Raw genomic sequence first — 19439 nt, 5'->3', positions numbered from 1 at the left:
AAATTTATTTACAATGACAACACTAAACGACTTACATTCGATTTCATCTGTGTTTTCGAATACCGATAAAATGCCGGTTCTGTTTTTAGGACACGGCAGCCCTATGAATGCCATTGAAGAAAATCAGTTTGTAGCTGGTTTTCGCAATCTGGCAAAAACATTGCCGCAGCCGAATGCAATTTTATGTATTTCGGCGCATTGGTTTACAAAAGGCACAAAAGTAACTTCAATGCAAATGCCAAGGACAATCCATGATTTTGGAGGTTTTCCGCAGGCGCTTTTTGATGTGCAGTATCCTGCAAAAGGAAGTCCCGAGCTGGCTCTGGAAACCCAAAAAATATTAGATCCGGTTTTGGTCGATTTAGACGAACACTGGGGATTAGATCACGGTGCCTGGAGCGTAATCAAACATTTATACCCAAATGCAGACGTTCCGGTAATTCAGCTGAGTATTGATTATACCAAATCAGGTCAGTATCATTTTGAACTGGCAAAGAAACTGCAATCACTTCGGTATAAAGGCGTTTTGATTATTGGAAGCGGAAATATTGTTCATAACCTCCGTTTGGTTGATTTCAGGAATTTCGATAAAGACAATTACGGTTTCGACTGGGCTATTGAAGCGCGTGAAACGGTCAATAAGTATCTGTTGGATGGAAATTTTCAACCTTTAATTGATTTCGAAAAAATGAGCAAAGCGGTTCAGATGGCAATTCCTACTCCTGATCATTATTTGCCTTTGCTCTATACTTTAGGATTAAAAGACAAAACGGATGAATTGGATTTGTTTAATGATAAGTTATTAGCAGGTTCGTTGAGTATGACTTCGGTAAAAATTATGTAATATATTTTGTGTATCTCTGCGAGATCTTTGCTAATCTCAGTGGGATAACTATTTCACAAAACCACACAAAGATTTCACAGAGATTTCACAGAGATTCACAAAGAAAAACTATAAATTAATTTGAGGATGAGATTATTTCGTTCCTCGCAATGACATAAAAAAATGAAAATAATAGCTGTAATTCCGGCACGATATGCATCAACACGTTTCCCTGCAAAACTAATGCAGGATTTGGGTGGTAAAACGGTAATTTTAAGAACGTATGAAGCCTCTGTTGCCACAAAATTGTTTGATGATGTGTTTGTTGTAACCGATTCTGATTTGATCTACAATGAAATTGTTTCGAATGGAGGAAAAGCCATTATGAGCATCAAAGAACACGAATCAGGAAGTGACCGAATTGCAGAAGCTGTTGCGAATCTTGATGTTGATATTGTAGTGAATGTTCAGGGAGACGAACCTTTTACAGAAGCCGGCCCTTTAGAGCAGGTTTTGTCTGTTTTTAAAAATGATGAAGATAAAAAGATTGACCTGGCTTCGCTAATGCGTGAAATTACAGATGAAGACGAAATCAACAATCCAAATCATGTAAAAGTCGTGGTGGATCAGTCACAGTTTGCTTTGTATTTTTCACGTTCTGTAATTCCATATCCTAGAGATAAGGATGCTGGTGTACGATATTTTCAGCATATCGGAATTTACGCCTTTAGAAAACAGGCTTTATTAGACTTTCACAGCCTGCCAATGAAATCCCTTGAAGCTTCTGAAAAACTGGAACAGCTTCGCTATTTGGAATTCGGAAAAAAAATTAAAATGGTCGAAACTACTCATGTCGGAATTGGGATTGATACGGCTGAAGATTTAGAAAAGGCAAGGGATATTCTGGCTGCAAAATAGTCGATTTAGGAAAATATGTAAATCATATTAAGCTTCTGATTGGTTTTCATCATTTTCTGATAATTTTCTGTCTTCTTCTTTTTGATCCTCTTCTTCCGTTTTTTTTGAAGTTCCTAAAATACCAAACATCATTAAAAAAGCGGTCAGTAAAATGACTTGTATAATAAGTGATTTATTAACTAAAGGAATATTTTGTGAAGTGCCCAAGGTTAAAAACAGCAATATGGTAATCAAACCTCTGGGAGCTACGAAAAGTAAAGGCATTAAAGGTATTTTAGACAAATATAACTGAACAGCACGTATTGAAAATATGATGAGTACTATTCCGAAAGCCCAGATAAAGGTGTCGGGATTTAATATTTCTGATGTTTCCAATAAATATCCAAACAGCAGAAAAAATAGTGCGCGTACAACAAAAGCGGCTTCAACATTCAACTCCCTGAATTTATCAATTTCTTTGCTCAGGGAGTCAGGTCTAAAACGCTCACTCCATTTGTATCTTTTAAGTTCGTCGAAATTATTAATAGAAAGCCCAAATATCAAAATAAATAACAAGGCTGGCAGATGGTACATTTTTGAAATTTCATAGATCAAAATAGTTAGCAAAATAATAGGCACAAATTTGATGTGATGGTCTATTTTGTTTAATAAAAAGGATAGTAAAACAGTCGCCAGAAAAGAAATAACAATGATTATTAGTATTTGAAGAAAGAAATAACCAAATGTTGGTACTCCAAAACTAGAATTATAAAGAACAAAATTGAACAGAATTACGCCGAATATATCAGAAAGACTACTCTCGTAAGTTACAAATTCCCGCTTGTTTGTGTTAAGGTTGCGGACACTAGGAATAGCTATGGCGCTGCTTATGACAGCAAAAGGAATAGCATTCGATAGACATATTTTAAAAGGATAGCCGCCATAATATTGAAATAAATATGCAATTATAAAAGACAAAGCTAATAACGGAAAGAAAGCACCCAGAAATGATTTTTTTATCAGTCCAATTTTAGATTGGTTTAATTCTAATTCGAGTGATCCTTCTAATACAATCAAAATCAGTCCAATGGTACCTAAAATAGGTAAGACCATTGAGAAATCCGGTAAGTCAATAAGTAAAAATCCGGTAATTTGCCGTACGATCCAGCCTAAAAGCAATAGTAATATAACAGAAGGGATCTTTGTCTTTGATGAAGTTAGATCAAACAGATAAGCCACTAACAGTAAAACGCAAAAAGTAATAATTATAGCCATTCAATTAATTTAAAATATTACTGGACTTTGCCTGGTTACTAGGCAAGCGGTCAGAAAAGATATGTAATATAATACATTTGATGTTTAAAAAATTATACAATAGTTAAATAATTTCTTATTATAATTAAATCTTTGCACAGTTGATTCTTGTTTGAGAAAGTCTATAGAATTTAAAAAGCTCCAAATCAATTAATTTGGAGCTTTTTTTATATTAAATTGATAGCTGGTTCTAATACAAACTTGGAAATTTAGCAGGATTAACTTCATGCATCATATCGTAAACTTTTTCAAAAATATCTTCAGCAGAAGGTTTTGAGAAATAGTCACCATCAGTTCCGTAAGCAGGTCTGTGGGCTTTTGCAGCAAGAGTCTGTGGTTTGCTGTCAAGATATTTGTATGCATCCTGTTCTTCCAGAATTTGCTGTAGAATGAAGGCAGAAGCCCCACCCGGAACATCTTCGTCAATTACTAACAAGCGGTTTGTTTTAGAAATACTTTTTACAATATCCTTATTCACATCAAATGGAAGCAATGACTGGATGTCAATCACCTCGCAGTCAATTCCTAAATCTAAAAGTTCATTCGCGGCCTGTTCAACCAGCCTTAAAGTCGATCCGTAAGAAACTAATGTAATATCAGTACCTTCTTTTAAGGTTTCTACAACTCCAATTGGTGTTTTGAATTCACCAAAATTTAAAGGTGTCTTTTCTTTTAAACGGTAACCATTTAAACATTCAATTACTAAAGCAGGCTCATCGCATTCTAAAAGTGTATTGTAGAAGCCCGCTGCCTGAGTCATATTTCTCGGAACCAGAACGTGGATTCCACGAATAGCGTTAATAATCATTCCCATTGGAGAACCTGAATGCCAGATACCTTCCAGACGGTGTCCGCGGGTTCTGATGATTAATGGTGCTTTTTGTTTTCCAACAGTTCTGTATTGTAGAGTAGCCAAATCATCACTCATGATCTGAATGGCGTATAATAAATAATCTAAATACTGAATTTCGGCTATTGGGCGCAAGCCTCTCAAAGCCATACCAATTCCCTGACCAATAATAGTAGCTTCACGAATCCCGACATCGGCAACACGAAGTTCACCGTATTTTTCCTGCATACCTTCAAGACCCTGGTTTACATCTCCAATGTTTCCAACATCTTCACCAAAAATCAGGACTTCCGGATATTTAGTGAATAGAGCGTCGAAGTTATCACGTAGAATCATTCGTCCGTCTAAATCAGGTTTTGCGTTCTCGGCGTATTCAGGTAGAACTTTTTGAACAGAAAATATATTTGACTTTGATTCAGAATATAAATTACTACTGAATTTAGGCTGTGTTAGTCCAATATAATTTTTGATCCAGTTTGATACCAGTATTTTGCTGTTTGGAACTTCTACAAAACGTAATATTCGTCTTGTAATCATCAGCATTTCCTTTTTTAAAGGCGCTTTGATTGCTTTTAATTCACCAATATATTTCTGGATTTTATCTTTATGATTGATACTCGCAGCTGAAATTTCTTCCAATAAGTCTAAAAGATTTTTTTGATCTTCAATAATTGGATTGATAAATTGGTTCCAGGCTTCCTTTTTAGCTTCCAGAACTTCTTTTTTCAATTGGGCATCAATTTCATCCAGTTCTTCTGGGGATGCGATATTGGTAGCAATCATCCATAAACGCATTTGACGGATACAGTCATAATTCTTTTCCCAGGCTAATCTTTCTCCATTTTTATAACGCTCATGCGATCCTGAGGTAGAGTGGCCTTGTGGCTGTGTAAGTTCATTGACGTGTATTAAAACCGGAATATGTTGTTCGCGTGCAATGGCACCGGCTCTTTCGTAAGTAGAAACCAGCTCGGCATAATCCCAGCCTTTTACTCTTAAAATTTCATATCCTTCAGAATCTTCATCGCGTTGATATCCTTTTAGGATTTCAGAGATGTTTTCTTTGGTAGTCTGGTGTTTAGCGTGTACAGAAATTCCGTACTCGTCATCCCAGATACTCATTACCATCGGAACCTGTAAAACTCCTGCAGCATTTATGGTTTCAAAAAACAAACCTTCAGAAGTACTGGCGTTTCCAATAGTTCCCCAGGCCACTTCATTTCCGTTTACAGAAAATTTGTCTTTGATTTCGATTCCGTCAACGTTTCTGTAAATTTTTGAAGCCTGCGCCAATCCCAGTAATCTGGGCATTTGTGCGGCTGTAGGAGATATATCTGCACTTGAGTTTTTTTGTTTGGTTAAGTCTTTCCAGGAACCGTCTTCGTTTAAACTGTGCGTTACAAAGTGTCCGCCCATTTGTCTTCCGGCCGACATTGGATCAAAATCTAAATCGGTGTGACCATATAAACCTGCAAAAAATTGTTTAGGAGTAAATTCGCCAATAGCCATCATAAAGGTCTGGTCGCGATAGTATCCTGAACGGAAATCACCATTTTTGAAAGCTTTTGCCATGGCCAGCTGTGGTACTTCCTTTCCATCACCAAATATTCCAAATTTGGCTTTTCCTGTCAATACTTCTTTTCGGCCTAACAGACTGCATTCCCGACTTGTAACTGCAATTTTATAGTCATTTAATACTTCAGTTCTAAAATCCTCAAAGGTTAATATAGTATTGCTTTTTTCTGTAATCATAATCTGGAAGGGTCATGTTTAGGTTGCAAAATTACTCAAAATCTACCAATAATCATAATTCATTAAAATAAATATAATTTAATTATTTGTAGTTAAATTCAAAAAACTACGTATTTTTTTTGAGTAATTTGTACCAAAAACAATATTAAGTTAATAATTATTCATGTTTTTGTTTAAAATACGAATGATTAAAGCCACTTTCGGGTGAAAAGATTAACTAATGTTTTGGGAGACAAGGTGATAACAAATCTGATTTTTTGATTGTAATTTGGCTGGGAAATTTCCCATCCGTTATTCGAATAAACAGGAAAAAAAACCTCAAAATAGTCAGGCAAAAGGTTTAAACGTATCCCACTGTCGTAGACAAAATGTTCATTTTGATGTTTGTTTTTTGTAAAACCCAGGTCGCCGTAAGCTTCAATCCAGTTCCATATTGAATAGCTTGCGTTTAAAGTAGTCATCCATTGATTGGCGTATCTAGGCTCGATTATAGATTTGAATCCTCCTTCGGCAATAACATATTGTTGACTGAAAAAACCTGTACTTTCAGATCTTCCGTAGAAATTATAGTCAAATAGATAATCGGTTGGACGGTCTAAACCAAAACTGAAATAATCTGAATTGGTTGAATTATATAAGAAACTTCCGGTATATAATCTCAAATTTAATTTACGATTATTCTCAAATAGCCTTCTGTATTCAATTTCTCCTGCTAATTTTCCAAAGTTCCCTGAAAACTGTGTATCTGTCATGAAACTAAAATGGTTAATCAATTCTGTTTTAGTATTCACATAACGGAGATTAAAAACAGAATAATTTGGAGTAGAATTATCAGTAATATATTCCGTCGCTTCACGATTTACGATTACCTGTCTTGCGATAATAAACTGTTTTCGGTTATCCCTGAAATTATCTTCACGAATTCTAAACTGAACCATTGGATTTAGTCTGAAATAAGTCGCATCCGGGGCGTAATGAAAATAATTCTGACTGATAGAATATCGGATATTGTATAATCTGCTTTCCCTGTAATAATGATTTAATGAAAAAGCAGATGATCCTGAAATTGTTCCTGCTTTTATAGAATAAGCCGGGTTAATATCAAATGTAAATGGTTTTTCTAATATGGTTTTGTTATGTAAGCGTATTCCGGGCGTAAAACCATCGTAATAATTATAAGTAAGTGTTGGTACATATAATATTTGGTTGTAATAAGGGTCTTCTAAATCTTTGGAGAAATTAAATTTAATGGGACGATTTGTAATGACCAGACTTTTTAATGACTTCCAGTTGTTTCGCTGATTATATTCAGGAACTTCATTATTGTAATTCAAAACAATTTTATCTGCATTTTTTCTTTCGAAAATGTAAACAGAATCATTGTTTTGAGGTTCAATCCATTGTTTAAAAACAATATTGTTCTTTTTAAGGCCGTAAACAGGTATGGGAACAAATGTGTTTGTTTTATTCTTTATCGAAAAATGGATGGAGTCTTGGGTTCTGGAAACATTTGAAAACTTATAATCGATGATTTCGCGTGAACCAATAATGGTTTCAAAAAACCAGTCAATTTTTTTTAGGCTTTTCTGGGTCAGTATTTTTTCAAAATCAGATCGGTTTACCTGTTGTATCTTGTTTAAGTTGTAAAATTCCTGAAGACTTTCAGGCACGATATTGTGATTTAAGTAATCATCCAGGTAACTCAGGCTTAAGCCCGCGCGATATTTGCCTGCAATCTGTTCATTAAATTTAATGAGTGTATTTTTTGGATCTCCCAATGGCTGATCGAGGTTTTTTCGGGCCATGAGCATGTAATAATAGCTGTATTGCTCATTAAAAGTCAGATTGGTAATGTTATAGCTTTTAAAAAGCTTCATTTTGGAAAGTCTGCCTAGCATTTTTTGATCCATGTGGTTTTCTTCCATGAATTTCATCATTGCATAAATCTGGATTCCATCATAAATCCAGTTGTCTTTTCGGGGATCGAGACGAAGGCTGTACTGAAGGTAATTATTTAAAAATGTTTTTAAAAATGTTATTTCAAATATAAATTCATCCGGAAACGGACTCATAAAAGAAGGAAGCTGATTTAGTCCGTAAAAAGGATTCCGGTCATAATCTGTCTGGGATACCGTAATTTTTTTATGTGGATATTTTCCAATAAAATCATTCGCAAAAGTGATTATTTTATTGATGATTATTGCTTTTTGTATCTCATCAAGTCTTTTGTTTTTTAAATTGGTAAGAACTTCAAGCTCACCATTATTATAACTCTTGAAACTATTTTGCTTTTCAATAAATAAATTAAAATCTGTTCTGCTGTTTCCTGAAAAAAAGTACGTGCTGAAGGCAGTGGAAGAAGAATCTCTTGAAACGGAATCCAGATCTGTGGTAATGGTATATTGATTTGGGACTTTTATTTCTAATTCGTAATCAGTTACAGCATTTGCAATATCATCAAGGTTATAGTTGTGGTATTTTATAAAATCATGATTTTCAAAACGTGCTGGACTCAAAAACCAGTTTCTCAGGTTCATATCGCCATTTTGATTATAGCCGTAACGTGTAAATTTATCGCTCGGAATTTTAGTAATATAGGTAAGATGTAAATCAATTTTGCTGCCTGGAGGCAATTTGTTTTTCAGTTTAATTACAATAAAATCAGGATTTTTATTTGTTCTTTCCCATTCTAATGCCACAAACTGGGCATCTGTCAGTTCAAGTATAGTTGTGTTTCCGCGTTCTTCCGGTTTGGCTAAGTGAAAGCCTTTATAAAATTCATCTGAGAAACGTAAAGCCAGTGGAGTGTTTTTATCAGAAAACGCATTATTCCAGTCATTTAATACAATAGAACCTAAAGAATCGTTTGCAGTATTATAATAAGTAATGTCTTGTTTTATGTGCAGTGTTTTAAGCTCAGTATTTACCGCCACCTCTATCTTGGACTGGTGCTGCGCGAATTGTTTTAATGAGGACATCAAAACAAAAATGGAAACAAAGATTTTAAAAAATGGTTTCAATACAGGCTTACATTTAGGTGTATAATAGTACTTACGGGCTTATGGCTTTTTTGGTTTTGTTGTAAAAATAGTATAAAAAAAGCTGTTTAAAATACAGCTCTTAGTTTTTTACAAAAATTATGAAAATTTCATCATATAAGTAATATAAGTTTATTTAAACTTTCCTCTAAAAAGTCAAAACTTACATTTTCTTATATTACTTATAATGGTTTAAAATATTAAAAGTTTGGACTTAAGTCGTATTTCTTGTAGAATTTATCCAGCACATCAACTACTTCGTCTTCAGTATCTACGATTTTAAATAAGTTTAAGTCATCAGGACTCACTGTATGCATTTTTTCCACTAGCACTGTTTTTACCCATTCAATCAGTCCTGACCAAAATTCAACACCTACTAGTATGATAGGGAATTTTCCAATTTTTTTAGTCTGGATCAGGGTTATTGCTTCAAACATTTCGTCTAATGTTCCAAATCCTCCGGGCATGACTACAAAACCCTGTGAATATTTTACAAACATTACTTTTCGAACAAAAAAGTAATCGAAATTCAGGTTTTTATCATGATCAATATAAGGGTTGAAATGCTGTTCAAAAGGCAGTTCGATATTTAAACCAACAGAAGTTCCTCCGCCCAAATGAGCGCCTTTGTTTCCTGCTTCCATAATTCCTGGTCCACCACCTGTAATAACGCCATAACCTGCTTTACTAATTTTATAAGCAATTTTTTCTGCCAGTAAATAATATTTATCGTCTGGTTTTGTTCTAGCAGACCCAAAAATAGAAACACATGGACCAATACGCCCCATACTTTCGTATCCGTTTACAAATTCGGCCATGATTTTAAAAATTGCCCAACTGTCATTGGTCCTGATTTCATTCCACGTTTTTTGTTTCAAACGATCCTGAATTACTTTATCTTCATCATTATCAAAATCTTCTAATCTCATTATTGTATTATTAATTTATTATTTGCTGAGAATTTTTTAGCTTTTATGGTTTTATACCAGAAAATAACAGCTTTGACATGTTTTAAAACACTGACAAAGCTGCTGCACTAAATTAACTCTTTTTTTTAAAATTGTTATAAAAATATGGTTTTTGTTCCCTCGTGTAAAAAACATTTCTATTAACTGTTTAATTATTATTGTTTTATGAACAAAAAATGCTGGTTTAGATTTATTTTTTTATCAGTTTTTCTTTAAAAAAATCAATGGTTCTTTTCCATGATAAATTTGCGGCAGCTTCGTCATACCTTGGTGTTGTATTGTTATGAAAACCATGATTCACACCCTGATAAAAATAAGCAGTATGTTCGACTTTGTTTTGTTTAAGTACTTCCTCAAATGCGGGCCAGCCTTCGTTAACACGTGTATCCATACCTGCATAATGTAAAAGGAGCGGAGTCTTTATTTTTTCTGCTTCTTCTTTGGTAGGCTGTCCGCCGTAATACGGAACGGCAGCTGATAAAGAAGGTATTTTTACTGCCATCATATTCGAAATCCATCCTCCAAAACAAAATCCGACAACACCAACCTGACCATTACAATCTTTGTGTGATTTCAGATATTCGTATGCGGCAATAAAATCCTCCAGCATTTCTTCACGGGTACGTTTTTTTTGTAGTTCACGTCCGGCATCATCATTGCCCGGATATCCGCCTAATGGAGATAAAGCATCAGGTGCTAAAGTAATAAACCCTTCTATTGCAGCCCTTCTTCCCACATCTTCAATGTAAGGATTTAATCCCCTGTTTTCATGTATGACAATAATTCCGGGTAATTTATTTTTGGTTTCAGCAGGTTTTGACAGTTGGGCTTTGATAGTACCTCCGCCTTTTGGTGAATCGTAGCTGATGTATTGCGTTTTTAGTTTTGGATCGTTAAACGGAATTAAAATGCTATCCGCATAATTTGGGCTCATGAAGCTTAGGAGAGACGGTAGGGTAATAGCTCCTACAGCAAAAACAGATAGCTTTTCTATAAATTGTCTTCTTCCGATTTTATTATGGGCATAATCATCGTATAAATCAAACACTTCCTGAGAGATATCTTCTTTGGTTAATTTTTGCATAGCGGTTAATTTATGAGTAGTTTTAGTAAATAAGATTTATAAGCAGTATAAAAGTAAAAAATATAGATTTAAGAATCTTTTTTTATTAGCTTAGAAATCCCATATTCGCAAAAAGTTTGAATTTTAATAATGAAATTATCCTATCAAATACTTTTGGCATTTACCCTGATAATTTTATTGTCTGTTGCTGATTCCTATACTAATCACATGTTGTCTAAAAAGGTACAGCTTAATTCACAGTTTCTTGCCAGATCAGAAGAGATCATTCGAAACTCCAATAAAACACATAAAGCTATTATTGAAATTCAGAGTGTTTTTAGAGGATACTTGCTGACAAATGACGAAACTTTTCTGGATTCTTATTTTAAAGGAGGTGAAATCTTGCCAGGCCTGATAAAAGAACAGCAATACAGGATTGGTAGTCATAATAAGCAGCGGGAAATATTATAGCATATATTCTGATATGCACTACTAAAAGAATCAGTTCGATGGTAAGCCTTGCCGAAAATATATCGAAAGGTAATTTTACCAGTGTAAAAGATACGGGTAATGACGAATTATCTGCTTTGGCTGTTTCCTAACGCATTCCGAAAATATATATCAAAAATAAAACCATTAGTTTTGGCTAATGGTTTTTTATAAAGGTTAATATTGGAAATTTCGGGGATGGTTTACAGGATCTGTTTCTTCAAGATCCTGATCTATATCATATTCCTGATCGAGAAGGTCTTTGTTAGTGTTTTCTTTTGCAAAATCATTTATATCCCTGTCATTTAAATCGATATTATCTGAGCCATCTTTATAAAAATTATTTACCCCCTCATCTTCATTGTTGACAATATCATCATCCTGATTTACAATTTCTTCCTCATCATCATTTTGTCTTTCGTATTCATCCGCATAACTTTGATTAGCTTGGTTCGTTATATCCGAAACGGTTTTCATATCATCTTCCGGGTGATGAAAACTACGAACATCCCGACCGTAATTTTCCCTGTTTTGTGTTGTCATTTGAAATGGTTTAAGTTAATATTTTCTCAAACTGTACAATCAAAATTAACTGTAAATCAGACTTTTTGTTTATAGAATTTAGGATTGCGATTATATAATTATAAGTGCTCTAGTCAGTAGGATGAATTTATCAATAATGATAATTATATAAGTACACATGGAGATTTTGTAAGTTTTTATGATCGTTTTTTGAAATATTTGAAAAGTATCTTTTATTTAAAGTTACTCAGCCATTTCTTCGTCAAATTTTAATGTATAACTTATGAACAAAAAAGGACCCATAGTAATTATTGAGAATAAACAGGGAGATCGTAAGTTATTTATAGAGGTTTTTTCCGAATTGAATTATCCAAATCAGATAATTTATTTTAACAACCCCGAAACTGCCTGTAATTATTTACTCAGACATAAAATCAAGCCATTTCTTTTCTTTTCTGATATTGTTTTATTGAATGTAATGAATCATAAAGTGATTGAAAATAACCTTGATAATGTAGGGACATTATTTAATTGTCCTTATCTGTTTTTTACAACATCATTTAATCAGACTTACGTAATTGATCCTTACTCAATACCTATTCAGAGTTATTTTACCAGGCCTTATGATTATCTTGAATTCAAAAAAATGATAAAGACAATAATTGACTACTGGTTAAAATCAAAGTCAGTCATTCAGCATCCTAAAAAAACGATAAAGACCAAATCGTAATTTTACTAAAAATGAAGGCACCATTTTGGGTGCCTTTTGTTGTTATTCAGGTAAATAAATGTGCACAGTAGTTCCCTGATCGACTTTACTAAATACTTTTATAAAACCTTCGTGGTTGGCAACAATTTTCTTTACAAGCGTTAATCCTAAACCACTTCCATGATATTGATCATTGTTGTGTAATCTATAGAATGGGTCAAATATTTTAGTTGCATATTCCTGATTAAAGCCAATACCATTGTCACTTACCGTAATTTTTATATAATTGCTGTCTTTGTTTCCGTCAATTTCAAGTATTTCCTCAGATAAAGGCTGCGTTGTTTCAATTTTAATTTCCGGTATAATATTTTCTTTGGTGTACTTGATAGCATTAAGAATTAAATTTGTAAAAAGCTGTTGTATCTGATGGGAGATAATATTTAATTGAGGAAGAGATGAAATAGTAATTATGGCTTCTTTTTCTACAATAGAATCCCTGATATCTGCAACTGTTTTTTTTAAAACAACATTTAGATCTGTTTTTTTATATTCTTTCTTTACAAAGGTAATTTTCGAATAATTAATAAGGTCGGCAATTAACTGACTCATGTTGGTAACTGAGAACAGTACTCTTTCGAGATTATGTTTTGCAGTTTCGCTCAAACCTTCTTCATTTTCAAAAATTCTTTTGCAGAACATATGAATTTTTCGGAGTGGTTCTTGTAAATCATGACTTGCTGCAGAAGTAAAAGCTTCAAGCTGCTCATTATGCTTTTGTAATTCAATGTTTTTATTTGTCAGTAATTCATTTGTGGCTACTAAATCTGTAATATCTTCCAGTGCCAGAAGAATTAAGCCTTCAGGGGTTGAGTCAGCTATAAGGCTTGCATTTACTATAATGGTTTTTTTATTGTTGTCAGGACATACAAGATCTACTTTTAAGTTATCTATAGAGAATTCAGCATCAATTTTAATCAATTGTTCCTTAAATTCCGGAATGTCCCATTGGCAATTTCCAATTTCAAAAAGACTATGGCCTTCAGTAATTTTATCTCTTGTATTAAAATAATCGTAAAATGCAGGATTAGCACTTTTAATAATGAAGTCTTTACTTGTAACTAATAGCGGCTCTCGAATGGTATTAACAATTAATTCGGAATAATTACGCATGGATATAAGCTGTTTCTGGCGATCTATAAGTTCGTCATTAAGACACACTAATTCTTCATTGTTTGACTGAAGTTCTTCAGTTGTCGTTTCAAGTTCCTCATTCATCGCCTGCAGTTCTTCACCACTGCTCAGTAATTCTTCATGGCTTGTTTGTAATTCTTCAAAAGCAGTTTGTTGCTCTTCCGTAATTCTTTTTATGTTTTCCCTTAACTGTGTCAGTTCCTTCTCAAGTTCATTAATACGTTTTTGCGCAGATTTATCATGCAGTTTTTTATCTGAATCAGGGAGTGGCATCTTGTAAAAAAGAACCATAAGGTGTTCGTCGTCATTCGGAAGCAAAAATATTTCGAAAGAAATCTGGTAGGGCTGTCCGTTGACCTTAATGTCGTCTTTTCTGATGTTTTCTTTTTCTTCTTTTATTTTTGAAATAGCATTCTGTAATTCGAATGAAATACCTTCACGTGCCATTTTTAAAATATTAAAATTTGGCTTTCCGGGTGAAGGGGCTAAAAACGGACTCGTATCACCATGAAAATGTACAATGTCAAGATTTTTATTGATAATGACACTGGCTGGAGTATATTTCGTTAATAAGATTTCTGAAGTAATTTTCCTGAAATCATCTTCCGGTGATGCTTTCATTTCAGATGTATGCAGTTTTACCTGCAAATTGCCCGGAACGGGTTTAAATGACTGTGTCGTATATCTTCCCGGTACAAATTTACGCGCATATATTCTTTCATGTTTTTTTATGCTCTCAAATAAATCCGGAGAGTGGGTTACTGATTCTGATTTTCCCAGAAATAGCATACCTTTTTCTTTTAAAGAATAATGAAAAGTACCCAAAACTTTATTTTGCAGGTAAGGATCGAAATAGATAAGTGTATTGCGGCAGGTAATTAAATCGATTCTTGCAAATGCAGGATCTTTTACAAAATTATGAACGGCAAAAATACACATGTCGCGAATGACTTTGTTAATATGGTAATTGCCCTCACTTTTAGTAAAATAGTTTTGAAGCCTTTCTTCTGAAACGGTCTGAACATCTTGGTAAGAATAGATGCCGGATCTTGCTTTTGTAATACATTTTTCTGATATGTCAGAAGCAAAAATCTGTACCTTAATATCGTTGATGTTGTTTTTTAAAAAATATTCATGAAGAGAAATGGCTAAAGAGTATGCTTCTTCTCCTGTAGAACAACCTGCTACCCAAATTCGTAAGTTGTTATTTGTAATATTTTTGATTAAGGATGGAAAAACGGTTCTGGAAAGATTTTCAAAAGCGTCCTCATCTCGGAAAAAATAGGTTACGTGAATTAAGAAATCATTAAACAAAAGATCCTGCTCATTTTTACTGTTTCTTAAAAAATTATAGTAATCTTCAATAGTGTTTTTTTCTGCTATAACCATCCTCCGCGCTATACGGCGTCTTATCGTAGGATGTTTATAGTGTCTAAAATCATTACCTGTCCTTGAAAAAATAAGGTTGATGATTTGTAAGATGATTTCCTCGTCATTTCCCGGAATATGTTCTTCTTCTGTGTAACCATAATTAGAAATATAACTGTTTCGTATTTCCATCAATTGCGACGGAATTTTTTCAGGAGCCAGAATATAATCGGCTGCATCAGTATCTATAGGACTTTGAGGCATTCCTTTGTAAGCTGCCGTTTCAGGATCCTGAACTATCGTAGCACCTCCTAGTTCCTTGATTTTTTTGAATCCTGCAGTACCGTCAAAACCAGTGCCCGAAAGTATAACTCCAATAGCAAAAGTCCTGTACACATCAGCAAGTGATTCAAAAAAAACGTCGATGGTATTATTTCGTCTTTCGCTTCGTGTTCTCTGCTTAAGTCTTAATGCCCCTTCTTCTACTATAAGGAGGTTGTTCTCAGGAATAACGTAGATGTTATTCGGTAAAAGGGTTATATCGCTAATTATTTCATGTACAGGTATAGGCGAGTATTCTGATAGAATTTGTGTAAGACTGCTAGGGTGATTTGGTGACAAGTGTTGTACAATAACATAAGCCATTCCTGAATCTGTCGATATTGCAGAAACTACTTTTTTAAAAGCATCCAATCCTCCCGCAGATGCACCAATACCTACAATTGGAAATTTTTTAACTGTATATCGGGTTTCATCAGCTTGGGTTACTTTCATGAGAAAAAAATTTTCAACAAATATAACCAGTGTTTTACTATAAAACCAACGGTTTTAGTATTATGTGGGAATTATGTAATATTTACACTTAAAAGCGCAAGATTATTATTAACAGGCGTTTGTTAATTCTTATAAAAACCTAAACAATTTTGTAAAATTGTTTTCATAGCTCCAAAGTCGTTTGGTTTGATATAATAACCTGTCGCTCCCAAATTCTCAAGTTTAGTTGCAAAATCCAACGGTATTGAGGTAGAAAGTATGATTACAGGTATGTCTTTTATGAGTCCTTTTTTATTCATTTCGACTAACAGCTCCATACCATTCATAACAGGCATGTTAATGTCGAGAAAAATAACATCTGGATGTATTTCATTGCACATAAGTTTTTGTAATGCCTGAACAGGATTATGAATTGCAGTGTAGGAGGCGGTGGCTGATACTTCTTCCAGCGCTTCCAGAAAGAAATCACAGTCATCATAATCATCATCAATTTGTAAAATATTTTTATATCTCATAATTGTTTTGATTGAAATTATTTTCAAATAATTACTTAAAAATTATTCTTTTAAAAGTAGATTCAACCGTCAAATTATATAGAAGGGTAGAATTTTTTCATAATAAGAAATTACAGTTTAAAAATCTTTAAATAGTTGGAATTAGATTAATCGATCAGGATTTAACCGAATCTCTCTGATGCAGAACTGCTTCCTGTTGATCTCTTGTATAGTCTTCATCATCACAGTGAGGAGAACAATTACTGCTTATTATAGCGACAAATGCAACGATTAAAATAATGGTTAAGTACGATTTTTTCATAACGTTTAAATTTTATAAGTCAATTAATTCCTATAAAAATATTTCGCAAATTAACTTTAAATTTATATAATTCCGTTATTATATTACATAATACCCATATATAACATCATTTTTATTTCTTTAAAATAAATAACCCTGCAAATACCAATGATTTACAGGGTTTTTTGATATTTTAAGCATTATATTTAATGCTAATTTGATTCTAAATAAGTTTTATAATTTAAAAGATCATCTTTTACCATTTTTTCAAAATAGGGATTAAGAAGTTTTGCAGCGCCTTCGCCTGCAATTCCAAGTGGTGCGTGATAAGAGATGGTCACGATTATTTCAGTACCTTCGCCACTAGGTCTGAAAACAACTTTTCCAGCATTTTTGATTGATGAATCAGGAAGTGAATTCCAGCTGATCATTCTTTCCTTTTCGTCTTTAACAATTTCAGCTATCCATGAAATTTTCCCAATTCCTGCCGGTCCTTTAGCGGTCCATTTAGAAGTGGTATAACTTAATGGTTCAACTGAATCAAGATGATTCATGAATTTAGGTAAATTTTCAAAATCACGCCAAAAAGCATAAACTTCACTTATGGGCTTATTGATTGTACTGTTAATTCTGATATTTACATTTGAAGCTTTATCATTTTTTAAATGATCAACTGCATCATATATTGGGCAATATCCGGACAATCCCCTTAGCAGCATGGTGCTGCCTGTGCCTATTTGTACAGGACTTTTCTTTTCCTGCGACAAGCCTTTGTATAATAAATACGTTCCGCTGGTTATCATCGCGATTCTTTCGAGTGTCGATACGTTAGTTTTTAATTTTAATTTTTTTTGTGCAGGTGCCGGTGTAAATGTGTTGGTTTCCATAATTTTTATTTTAATATTACTCGATTATATTTTTTTTTAGTTTAAACGTTAAAAATAAGTAGATTAGCAAAATATTGGTTTATACTATTTTACAGATAAATTATAAAATTTTCTGTGTTTATCCTTAAGCTGTATTTTAAAGGATTTGATAGAATGTTTAAAAAATAAACCGCTCTGAGAGAACGGTTTATTTTAAATTGGTTAAAGATCTCTGTCACGATATAGTTCTCTTTTGTTTCTTATAATATCATCTTCATTTAGATCATCGTCGTCGTCATCTATATCATCTAAATTATTCTCAATATCATCCTCATGTAAGTCATCTGTTTCATCGTTGTCTTCAAACAAATCATCCTCTTCTTCGAGTTCATCTGCATCTGTAAAATTTTCATCTTCGAGCAGATCCGGATCCATATCATCGGGATCTCTGTAATCTTCATCCGGATCTTGTTGATTATACATACTCTGTTCTTCGTCATTCGTAATTGAATTGTCTAATACATTTGATACTGAATCATCATCTTTGAATTGTTCCTTATCTTGAAAATACAGATCACTTTGATCGTAGTTTTCTCTTTCATCTATATTCATAATAATTAAATTTTGAGGTTATATAGCTAAAGTACAGGTACTAAGAATCAAAAATTTACATCACAAGAACCTCTAATTACATAATTTACAGGTTGTTAGTTTAACTAATTGGTAAGATGAGAGGGTAAGCAGCCATAATCAAATAAGAAATAATTATGATACTCATAACAAAAATGATCACTGTTAATGTTGTCAATAACATAGTAGAATATAAATATTCACCTTTTTGAAGCAGCTTATGTGTTTGTTTGTATTTCCAATAAGACAATAATATGGTGAGTGCCCCTGTAAATACTAATGCAATTCCGATAAATATGGTAAATCCGTTTTTAGGAATTGTTGCGTCTTTAAAAAATGTTGCCGGCAACTGGTTTACAAACAATGAAAATTTTACAATCACGAAACCGAATACCATGATTCCGATGCCCGTGCGAATCCATGACAAAAAAGTTCTCTCATTTGCCATCTGTTCATTAATCAATTTTTTATTTTGTTTGTCGTCCACAATCTAATATTTTAACTAGTTATTTGTTTGATTTGGTTGTCATGGATTCAGTTTAACGCTTCATTAAAGAATTCTTTTTTATAACCTTAAAATTCTCCAAGTGGCGATATAACTGAATTTATTAATGAAAGAAATGTCGTTATCAGAATCTGTTACGATTGAAGCTTTGTTCTATTTTCCTAAACTTTCAGTGGCAATGATAGCCTATTCAATCAAGGTAGCAGTTGTAAATTTTTTAATCCTGGTATCAATCAGAAACAAAAAGTTGATCTCATCAATTTGCCGTGCCAGTTTTTCAATAGCCGGTGGAATGAAGGTTTTGTAATCATTTTTAGTCACTTCGACTATATGCGTAGAATTTAAGTAAAAAGCTGTAAACTTTATATGGAATGAAGATTACAGCTTTTTATTGAAGTTATAAACCGGCAATACTGTCCATAATAAGATTTGCTGTTTTGTCAATTGTTTTTGATACTATTTCTTCCGGAGTTCCCTGAAAAATTTCTCTATGACTTATTTTTTCAGTGGGAGTTATGATGTAAAAGAAAATGGTGCCTACGGGCTTTTCTTCAGTTTCACTGCCTCCAGGACTTGTTAATCCGGTGATGCCGACTGTTATTTTTGAATTGAATATTTTGGCTGCCTGCTGTGCCAGTAACTGCGTGACTTCTGCTGACTCCGGAGTGTATTTTTCAATAGTTATGTGGGGAACATTTAAGATTTGTTCCTTTACAAATACATCATAGCAAACAATACCGCCACGCAAAATTTCTCCTGAATAAGAAGTCATTGAAAATTCTGCGCTCATTCTGCCGGCAGTAGCGCTTTCTGCAAAAGCAATATTCCATCCTTTTGCTGCAATTGCTTTACTGCATCTCATCACAATATCTGAAGGCATATGAT

The 19439-nt window shown here is 33.5% G+C and carries 17 protein-coding genes; 4 read left to right on the top strand and 13 right to left on the bottom strand.

Annotated elements, in window-relative coordinates; all coding sequences use genetic code 11:
- Positions 1–13 precede the first annotated feature (13 nt).
- Together ygiD and kdsB are read left to right on the top strand one after the other, a co-directional pair.
- A complete protein-coding gene (gene ygiD / locus OZP09_RS03630) occupies positions 14–844 on the top strand; it encodes a 4,5-DOPA-extradiol-dioxygenase (RefSeq protein ID WP_269236584.1) in 831 nt (276 codons plus the stop codon).
- Between the two features lie 162 nt (positions 845–1006).
- Positions 1007–1741: a 3-deoxy-manno-octulosonate cytidylyltransferase gene (kdsB, locus tag OZP09_RS03625; RefSeq protein ID WP_281310303.1), complete on the top strand. Its 735-nt coding sequence runs from the start codon at positions 1007–1009 to the stop codon at positions 1739–1741.
- A 27-nt stretch (positions 1742–1768) separates the two neighbouring features.
- Here the strand turns inward: kdsB and OZP09_RS03620 are convergent, their stop codons facing one another.
- The 5 genes from OZP09_RS03620 to OZP09_RS03600 all read right to left on the bottom strand — a co-directional run bounded on the left by OZP09_RS03620 (position 1769) and on the right by OZP09_RS03600 (position 10726).
- The gene (locus tag OZP09_RS03620) at positions 1769–2995 is read right to left on the bottom strand and encodes a cation:proton antiporter (protein ID WP_269236583.1); all 1227 of its coding nucleotides are present in this window, start codon (positions 2993–2995) and stop codon (positions 1769–1771) included.
- A 229-nt stretch (positions 2996–3224) separates the two neighbouring features.
- Entirely contained in the window at positions 3225–5636 is a 2412-nt protein-coding gene (locus tag OZP09_RS03615) for an alpha-ketoacid dehydrogenase subunit alpha/beta (protein WP_281310302.1), read from the bottom strand.
- A gap of 188 nt (positions 5637–5824) precedes the next feature.
- Positions 5825–8575, bottom strand: a complete 2751-nt coding sequence (locus OZP09_RS03610; protein ID WP_281310778.1) for a gluzincin family metallopeptidase — start codon at positions 8573–8575, stop codon at positions 5825–5827.
- A gap of 299 nt (positions 8576–8874) precedes the next feature.
- Positions 8875–9603: an LOG family protein gene (locus OZP09_RS03605; protein ID WP_223680337.1), complete on the bottom strand. Its 729-nt coding sequence runs from the start codon at positions 9601–9603 to the stop codon at positions 8875–8877.
- 229 nt (positions 9604–9832) lie between these two features.
- Entirely contained in the window at positions 9833–10726 is an 894-nt protein-coding gene (locus OZP09_RS03600; protein WP_281310301.1) for a dienelactone hydrolase family protein, read from the bottom strand.
- Between the two features lie 129 nt (positions 10727–10855).
- On the opposite strand from OZP09_RS03600, the gene OZP09_RS03595 reads away from it, so the two are divergent.
- Positions 10856–11176: a CHASE3 domain-containing protein gene (locus OZP09_RS03595; RefSeq protein ID WP_269236581.1), complete on the top strand. Its 321-nt coding sequence runs from the start codon at positions 10856–10858 to the stop codon at positions 11174–11176.
- 195 nt (positions 11177–11371) lie between these two features.
- Here the strand turns inward: OZP09_RS03595 and OZP09_RS03590 are convergent, their stop codons facing one another.
- Positions 11372–11737 carry a hypothetical protein gene (locus OZP09_RS03590; RefSeq protein WP_269236580.1) on the bottom strand — a complete coding sequence of 122 codons (366 nt, stop codon included), beginning with the start codon at positions 11735–11737 and terminating at the stop codon, positions 11372–11374.
- Between the two features lie 262 nt (positions 11738–11999).
- On the opposite strand from OZP09_RS03590, the gene OZP09_RS03585 reads away from it, so the two are divergent.
- Complete coding sequence (locus OZP09_RS03585) at positions 12000–12446, top strand: response regulator (protein ID WP_269236579.1); 447 nt, start codon at positions 12000–12002, stop codon at positions 12444–12446.
- 42 nt (positions 12447–12488) lie between these two features.
- On the opposite strand, the gene OZP09_RS03580 is transcribed toward OZP09_RS03585, so the two are convergent.
- The 7 genes from OZP09_RS03580 to OZP09_RS03550 form a co-directional block, all read right to left on the bottom strand.
- Positions 12489–15758 carry a CheR family methyltransferase gene (locus OZP09_RS03580; RefSeq protein ID WP_269236578.1) on the bottom strand — a complete coding sequence of 1090 codons (3270 nt, stop codon included), beginning with the start codon at positions 15756–15758 and terminating at the stop codon, positions 12489–12491.
- A gap of 122 nt (positions 15759–15880) precedes the next feature.
- A complete protein-coding gene (locus OZP09_RS03575) occupies positions 15881–16273 on the bottom strand; it encodes a response regulator (protein ID WP_269236577.1) in 393 nt (130 codons plus the stop codon).
- A 154-nt stretch (positions 16274–16427) separates the two neighbouring features.
- Positions 16428–16574: a hypothetical protein gene (locus tag OZP09_RS03570; protein ID WP_269236576.1), complete on the bottom strand. Its 147-nt coding sequence runs from the start codon at positions 16572–16574 to the stop codon at positions 16428–16430.
- A gap of 191 nt (positions 16575–16765) precedes the next feature.
- The gene (locus OZP09_RS03565; RefSeq protein WP_269236575.1) at positions 16766–17440 is read right to left on the bottom strand and encodes an SRPBCC family protein; all 675 of its coding nucleotides are present in this window, start codon (positions 17438–17440) and stop codon (positions 16766–16768) included.
- Positions 17441–17641: 201 nt separating this feature from the next.
- Positions 17642–18031, bottom strand: coding sequence for a hypothetical protein (locus tag OZP09_RS03560; RefSeq protein ID WP_269236574.1), 390 nt, complete (start codon positions 18029–18031; stop codon positions 17642–17644).
- A 100-nt stretch (positions 18032–18131) separates the two neighbouring features.
- Positions 18132–18536 (bottom strand): YidH family protein, encoded by a 405-nt coding sequence (locus OZP09_RS03555; RefSeq protein ID WP_269236573.1) that lies wholly within the window; start codon positions 18534–18536, stop codon positions 18132–18134.
- 415 nt (positions 18537–18951) lie between these two features.
- Positions 18952–19434, bottom strand: coding sequence for a CinA family protein (locus tag OZP09_RS03550; protein ID WP_269236572.1), 483 nt, complete (start codon positions 19432–19434; stop codon positions 18952–18954).
- Between the last annotated feature and the right edge of the window lie 5 nt (positions 19435–19439).

This window comes from Flavobacterium flavigenum (assembly GCF_027111255.2).
Lineage (GTDB): Bacteria > Bacteroidota > Bacteroidia > Flavobacteriales > Flavobacteriaceae > Flavobacterium > Flavobacterium flavigenum.
This window is presented reverse-complemented; position numbering and strand designations above follow the sequence as displayed.

Bases quoted from the DNA above. Each gene is read 5' to 3' on its own strand.
- OZP09_RS03565 (WP_269236575.1), bottom strand. From the start codon at position 17,440: ATGGAAACCAACACATTTACACCGGCACCTGCACAAAAAAAATTAAAA.
- OZP09_RS03600 (WP_281310301.1), bottom strand. From the start codon at position 10,726: ATGCAAAAATTAACCAAAGAAGATATCTCTCAGGAAGTGTTTGATTTA.
- OZP09_RS03620 (WP_269236583.1), bottom strand. From the start codon at position 2,995: ATGGCTATAATTATTACTTTTTGCGTTTTACTGTTAGTGGCTTATCTG.
- OZP09_RS03615 (WP_281310302.1), bottom strand. From the start codon at position 5,636: ATGATTACAGAAAAAAGCAATACTATATTAACCTTTGAGGATTTTAGA.
- OZP09_RS03590 (WP_269236580.1), bottom strand. From the start codon at position 11,737: ATGACAACACAAAACAGGGAAAATTACGGTCGGGATGTTCGTAGTTTT.
- ygiD (WP_269236584.1), top strand. From the start codon at position 14: ATGACAACACTAAACGACTTACATTCGATTTCATCTGTGTTTTCGAAT.
- OZP09_RS03575 (WP_269236577.1), bottom strand. From the start codon at position 16,273: ATGAGATATAAAAATATTTTACAAATTGATGATGATTATGATGACTGT.
- kdsB (WP_281310303.1), top strand. From the start codon at position 1,007: ATGAAAATAATAGCTGTAATTCCGGCACGATATGCATCAACACGTTTC.
- OZP09_RS03580 (WP_269236578.1), bottom strand. From the start codon at position 15,758: ATGAAAGTAACCCAAGCTGATGAAACCCGATATACAGTTAAAAAATTT.
- OZP09_RS03585 (WP_269236579.1), top strand. From the start codon at position 12,000: ATGAACAAAAAAGGACCCATAGTAATTATTGAGAATAAACAGGGAGAT.
- OZP09_RS03605 (WP_223680337.1), bottom strand. From the start codon at position 9,603: ATGAGATTAGAAGATTTTGATAATGATGAAGATAAAGTAATTCAGGAT.
- OZP09_RS03595 (WP_269236581.1), top strand. From the start codon at position 10,856: ATGAAATTATCCTATCAAATACTTTTGGCATTTACCCTGATAATTTTA.
- OZP09_RS03550 (WP_269236572.1), bottom strand. From the start codon at position 19,434: ATGCCTTCAGATATTGTGATGAGATGCAGTAAAGCAATTGCAGCAAAA.
- OZP09_RS03560 (WP_269236574.1), bottom strand. From the start codon at position 18,031: ATGAATATAGATGAAAGAGAAAACTACGATCAAAGTGATCTGTATTTT.
- OZP09_RS03570 (WP_269236576.1), bottom strand. From the start codon at position 16,574: ATGAAAAAATCGTACTTAACCATTATTTTAATCGTTGCATTTGTCGCT.